At 72.9% G+C, this 3,543-nt stretch carries 5 protein-coding genes; 3 read left to right on the forward strand and 2 right to left on the reverse strand.

The genetic code is table 11. The features are described from left to right. The coding region (locus tag ACTUAL_RS26355) for a zinc-binding dehydrogenase (protein WP_440902132.1) at nt 1-304 on the forward strand (304 nt) is incomplete at its 5' end. Nucleotides 305-376: 72 nt separating this feature from the next. Here the strand turns inward: ACTUAL_RS26355 and ACTUAL_RS26360 are convergent. Together ACTUAL_RS26360 and ACTUAL_RS26365 are read right to left on the reverse strand one after the other, a co-directional pair. Further along, the gene (locus ACTUAL_RS26360; protein WP_096493075.1) at nt 377-598 is read right to left on the reverse strand and encodes a hypothetical protein; all 222 of its coding nucleotides are present in this window, start codon (nt 596-598) and stop codon (nt 377-379) included. Between the two features lie 96 nt (nt 599-694). Continuing rightward, entirely contained in the window at nt 695-1,972 is a 1,278-nt protein-coding gene (locus ACTUAL_RS26365; protein ID WP_440902133.1) for a hemolysin family protein, read from the reverse strand. 471 nt (nt 1,973-2,443) lie between these two features. Between ACTUAL_RS26365 and ACTUAL_RS26370 the strand changes: the two genes are divergently transcribed. Together ACTUAL_RS26370 and ACTUAL_RS26375 are read left to right on the forward strand one after the other, a co-directional pair. Continuing rightward, nucleotides 2,444-3,133 (forward strand): response regulator transcription factor, encoded by a 690-nt coding sequence (locus ACTUAL_RS26370; protein WP_096493073.1) that lies wholly within the window; start codon nt 2,444-2,446, stop codon nt 3,131-3,133. Beyond that, nucleotides 3,130-3,465, forward strand: a complete 336-nt coding sequence (locus ACTUAL_RS26375; protein ID WP_440902134.1) for a hypothetical protein — start codon at nt 3,130-3,132, stop codon at nt 3,463-3,465. The genes ACTUAL_RS26370 and ACTUAL_RS26375 overlap by 4 nt, the downstream gene beginning before the upstream one ends. The last annotated feature ends 78 nt before the right edge of the window (nt 3,466-3,543 follow it).

The following is a 3,543-nucleotide window of genomic DNA, read 5'->3' on the forward strand; positions in this document are numbered from 1 at the left end:
CGTCGCGGCGCTGGCCTACCGGGGCCGCATCAGCTGGGTCGGCCAGGCCGGTCGCGAGGCGCAGCCGCCGAACATCGGCCCGCTGATGTTCAAGAACGCCTCGATCAACGGCGTGTACTTCGGCGGCGAGATGGCGCACAACCCGGCGCGCACCCGCCCGCTGGTCGAGGGGCTCATCGCCCGCGTCGCCTCCGGCGAGCTGACCGTGGTGCTGGACGAGGAGTTCCCGCTGGAGCGGGCCGGTGACGCGCACCGCCACATCGAGGGCCGCACCGCCTTCGGCCGGGTCCTGCTGGTCCCCTGACCCCGCGACGCCGACCCCGCGACGCGCGGGAGCCCCCGTCGCCCGCGCGGCGACGGGGGCTCCCGGCGGGGGTCACTTGGTGGTGCGCTCCAGCTCCGCCAGCGCGGAGGCGAACGCGAAGTACTTGTTGGTCCCGAGGTCCCGGACCGTCTTGATGCCGAGGGCGGCCAGCTTCTCGCCCGCCGCCTCGCTGACCCCGGCCAGGGCCGCGACCGGCGAGTCGAGGATCTCGGTCAGGCCGAGCTGCTCGTACGCCTTGTCGAGCTGCTTGTCCAGGTCCAAGGAAAAAGCCACCGCACGTCCCCGTTCACAGAGAGTTGTCGATCTTGACACACTCACCGTATCGGGCGATAAGTCCGATGCGCCCGCACCAGTGCGGACATCACTCGATCAGCCCAGCGCCTTGACCCTGCGCAACCGCACCGAGGTGATGGCCCGCCGCTCAACGGCCAGGACCTCCAGGTCCCACCCGGACACCTCGGCACGTTCACCCGCCCGTTCGGGGATGTGTCCGAGCACGGTCAGCAACAAGCCCGCCACGGTCGTGTAGTCACCCTCCGGGGCGCCCGGCAGCTCGACGCCGAGGTCGACCAGGTCGTGCACCGGGAACGAGCCGGGCAGCACCAGCGCCCCGTCGTCCTCGCGCCGCACGGCCATCACGTCGCGGTCGGTCTCGTCGTAGATCTCGCCGACGATCTCCTCCAGCAGGTCCTCCAGCGTGACGATGCCGTCGACCGCGCCGTGCTCGTCCACCACCAGCGCGAACTGCTCGTGGTCGGTCTTGAACCGGCGCAGCGCGTCGGACACCCGCAGCGAGTCGGGGAACACCACGGCGGCCCGCACCAGCTCGGTCAGCGGGGTGGTGTCGGACAGCAGGTCGCGCAGGTGCACCACCCCGACCAGGTCGTCCAGGTGCCCGCCGCGCGCGACCGGCGCCCTGGAGTGGCCGGACGCGGCGAGCTCGGCCCGCGCGGACGGCACGTCGAGCGCGGCGTCGAGCACGACGACGTTGCGCCGGGGCACGAACACCTCGCGCAGCCGCCGCTCGTGGATCTCCAGCGCGCCGTTGATGATCATGCGCTGCTCGCTGTTGAGCCCGCGCTGCGCGGACACCAGCTCGCGCAGCTCCTCGGGCGACATCTCCTCCGCGTCGGTCTCGGCCTTGCCGCCGAACACCCGCACCACGGCGTTGGTCGAGGTGCTCAGCAGCCAGATCACCGGGCGGGACACGGTCGAGAGCAGGTGCAGCGGCTTGGCCACGAGCAGGGCCCAGCGCAGCGCGTACTGCATGGCCAGCCGCTTGGGGGCCAGCTCGCCGAACACCAGGGTCACGAAGGTCAGCACGATCGTGACCAGCGCGACGGCGACGGCGTCGGCCGCCCCGCCCACGAAGGACAGCAGCGGCACCAGCGGCGCGGCGAGCGAGACCGCCGCGGTGGCCGAGGCGAGGAAACCCGCCAGGGTGATGCCGATCTGGATGGTCGCCAGGAAGCGGTTGGGGTCGCGGGCCAACCGCACGAGTGTGCGACCACCCGACCCGCCCTCGCGCTCCAGCGCCCTGAGCTGCCCCTCCCGCAGCGAGATGAGCGCCATCTCGCTGCCCGCGAACAGCGCGTTGAAGAGCAGCAGCACCACGACCAGCGCGATGTTGAACCCGTACCCGTCCACCAGACCCCAAACCTCTCGAAGCGGAATAACGGGGAAACTACCGGCAGTAGCCATTAGTTCCCCAAGGGTGCACGCGCGGTCGCGCGCACGCGCCGCGAGCACCCCCTGCGGGGCCCCGCGCGGAGCCCAGGCAGGTCCCCCGAATGACCACGCGCGGTAACCGGACGACCGCGTCGGGCATTCCCGCCGGAGCCCACCCCTACATTCCTCCGGGAGCGCGCCCCGATTCCTGGCGCGGACCGGGGCGGTTCCGCGCCCGTTCCGCGTTATCGATCATGAAATCGGACCGTGATACCGCCGCGCGCGCCCTCGCCATTTCCTGGCGACACCACCGCGCGGACCTGCGAGGGAACCTGAAAGCGCGCCCCCTCATTCCACGAAGGGTGATCACGCGATCACCCGGTGGAGTCACCGGAAAACCCGACAAGCGGAATCGGGTGAGCGCGCGGGAAAATCGGTAGGTTGTCCCCCGTGCACATCCTGGTCGTGGACGACGAGGTCGCGGTCGCCGAGGCCGTGTCGCGCACGCTGCGTTTCGAGGGCTACGAGGTCACGACCGCGCACGACGGGGCCAGGGCGCTCGACCTCGTGCGCTCCCTGCGCCCCGACGGGGTGATACTCGACGTGACCATGCCGGTGCTCGGCGGACTCGACGCGTGCCGCGCGCTGCGCGCCTCCGGCGACACCACCCCGGTGCTCATGCTGACCGCCCGCGTGGAGGTCTCCGACCGGGTCGCGGGCCTGGACGCGGGCGCCGACGACTACCTCGCCAAGCCGTTCGCGCTCCAGGAGCTGCTGGCCAGGGTGCGCGCGCTGGTGCGGCGCGGCGGCTACGCGGGCACCGCGGCCCGCTCGGAGGCGCTGCGCTTCGCCGACCTGCTGCTCGACGCGGGCACCCGCGAGGTGCGGCGGGGAGACCGGCAGGTGGCGCTGACCAGGACCGAGTTCTCGATCCTGGAGACGTTCCTGCGCAACCCGAGGCTGGTGCTGTCCAGGGAGGCGATGTTCCGCACCGTGTGGGGCCACGACTTCGGCGCGGGCTCCAACGGCCTGGACGTGTACGTCGGCTACCTGCGCCGCAAGCTGGAGCAGGGCGGCGAGCCGCGCCTGATCCACACCGTGCGCGGCGTGGGCTACGTGCTCCGCGAGGACCCGCTGTGACCGGCCGCGCCCCGGCACGGGGCGCGAGTCCCGGCGACGGCCCCCTCCCGTCCCGCCTGGCGGACCGCCTGTCCCTGCGCTCCCGGTTCGCCCTGCTCGCCGCCGCCGCCGCGGCGCTGGTCGTGGTCGGCGTGGCGGGCGCGTCCTGGTTCCTGGTGCGGGTCCGGCTCAACCAGCAGTTCGACGACCAGCTCCGCGCCTCCGCCGAGCTGGCCGCCCGCTCGACCTCCGCCCAGGACGCGCTGGGCGTGCTGCGCTCGGACACCCCGCAGCGCCGGGGCCCCGGCGGACCCGGCGGCCGGCGCTCCGACCTGGTCGTCCAGTTCGTCTAGGGCTCCGGCGAGGCCACCTCGGCGGGCGGCCCCCGGTTCCCGGTCACCCCGCAGGCGCGCGGCCTGGCCGTGGGCAGC

The sequence above is a fragment of the Actinosynnema sp. genome (assembly GCF_052038725.1).